The 1,707-nt window shown below is 43.6% G+C and carries 3 protein-coding genes; all 3 read right to left on the reverse strand.

All coding sequences use genetic code 11. From position 1 onward, the window contains the following. Window positions 1–555: carboxypeptidase-like regulatory domain-containing protein (locus tag WBA23_RS03390; RefSeq protein ID WP_424580840.1), on the reverse strand; the 555-nt coding region annotated here is incomplete at its 3' end. Between the two features lie 101 nt (window positions 556–656). Beyond that, window positions 657–1,475, reverse strand: a complete 819-nt coding sequence (locus WBA23_RS03395) for an amidohydrolase (protein ID WP_424580841.1) — start codon at window positions 1,473–1,475, stop codon at window positions 657–659. Then, window positions 1,468–1,707 (reverse strand): peptide deformylase (locus WBA23_RS03400; protein ID WP_424580842.1); only part of this gene is annotated, 240 nt, incomplete at its 5' end. The genes WBA23_RS03395 and WBA23_RS03400, both read right to left, overlap by 8 nt.

The raw sequence follows: 1,707 nt of genomic DNA on the forward strand, positions 1-1,707 counted from the left end.
CTGCTCAGGTATGCCCCGAATCTGTACAAACTCGCCCTCTCCCTGATCTCGGGTAATAGAAATACCAGGTAATCGCTGCACAGTTTCCGCTGCACTCACATCAGGATAGCGAGAAAACTGCTCTACATCCACCACATTAATGATATTAGGAGATAGTTTCTGAATATTGAGTGCTTTGGCTTGTCCCCGGGTAAGTTGTCCGTATATAGTTACATCAGCTAGTTGGGCAGCATTAGCTTGTAGGCCTATAGCTACTTCTACTGGACTGTCACCTACGTTAATATTAACTTTCTTTCCTTGGTATCCTACATACGATATGGTGAGCGTATAATTCCCATTGGGAAGCCCCAAACTAAATCGTCCCTCGCTATCAGTATTAGTGCCTTGATTGGTATCTTCTACCCCTACAGTAGCGTAAGGAAGTATATTCCCGGATACATCGGTCACTACACCGCTGACGATCCTAATGGATTTGGATTGAGCAGGTTGGGCTTGAACATGGGATAACGATAAGAGAAGGAGGAATCCAGTTAGGCAATGTAAAGAAGGCTTCATAGAGTGGTGAGCTAGTTTAGCGAGCCAAGCTAGCTACCAAATATTACCTCAGTATGAAGTAATTGTTATGATATCATCAATTGCTGTTACTAAAATAATTTTTACTTTTTTTCCTTCTCTGAAGAAGATAAAGAAAAGGCATCAGCATCTGAATGTACTGGAAACTTTTTGCGGTATTCTACTAAATCTTGATAAGATAACTGAATAGTGGAAATTTGCTCCTGTTCTTCTAAATCAGTTAGTGGATGGCCTTTGTAATCAGCAACTAACGAGTTTCCTGAGTACGATACTTGGTTACCATCTTCTCCTACTCGGTTTACTCCAACCGTGTAGCAAGCGTTTTCAATAGCTCGAGCCTTAAGTAGTGTTTTCCAGGCTGAACGACGGGCGGCGGGCCAGTTCGCTACGTAAATAAGTAGATCATAATTAAGATTATCATTCGCCTGCATTCTATTGCGACTCCAAACCGGAAACCGAAGATCATAACAGATCAGCGGACAGATTCGCCAGCCTTTTAACTCTTCAATCAGAAGAGAATTTCCAGCGGTGAATACCTGATTTTCGCCTGCCATTCGAAACAAGTGTCGTTTATCGTAATATGAAAAAGTGCCGTCGGGTTTCATCCACAGTAGGCGATTGTAGAATTGCTGCTGCTCGCGCACGATATAACTGCCAGCAACCACTGCCTTACTCTGAGCGGCTTGCTGCTTCATCCACCGAAACGTTTTGCTATTCATTGGTTCAGCTACCTCTCGCGCTTCCTGCGTAAAACCGGTAGAAAACATTTCAGGAAGTATGATTAGGTCGTTCGGCTGATCAATCTGCCAGATTTTTTCCTCTAGCATCGCCAGATTCGCTTCTGCTTTATGCCAATGCAGAGCCGTTTGAATAAGCGAAATGGTAAGATTATTGTCAGGCACGGCGGGTAGCCTTAACCGGAAGTTTCACACGGTAGCTTGCCTCCACTTGTCCTTTACTAATGTTGGTTAGTTTACCCTTCATCAGTCGTTTTTTCAGGCCTTTTACGTGATCCACAAACAGCACTCCTTCAATATGATCGTATTCGTGAAGTACGATGCGAGCGGGTATTCCCTCTAGTGTCTCGGTATGCTCCTGTCCAGTTTCATCCTGATACTGAATGGTTAATTTAGG

This window comes from Tunicatimonas sp. (assembly GCF_049647865.1).
GTDB lineage: Bacteria > Bacteroidota > Bacteroidia > Cytophagales > Cyclobacteriaceae > Tunicatimonas.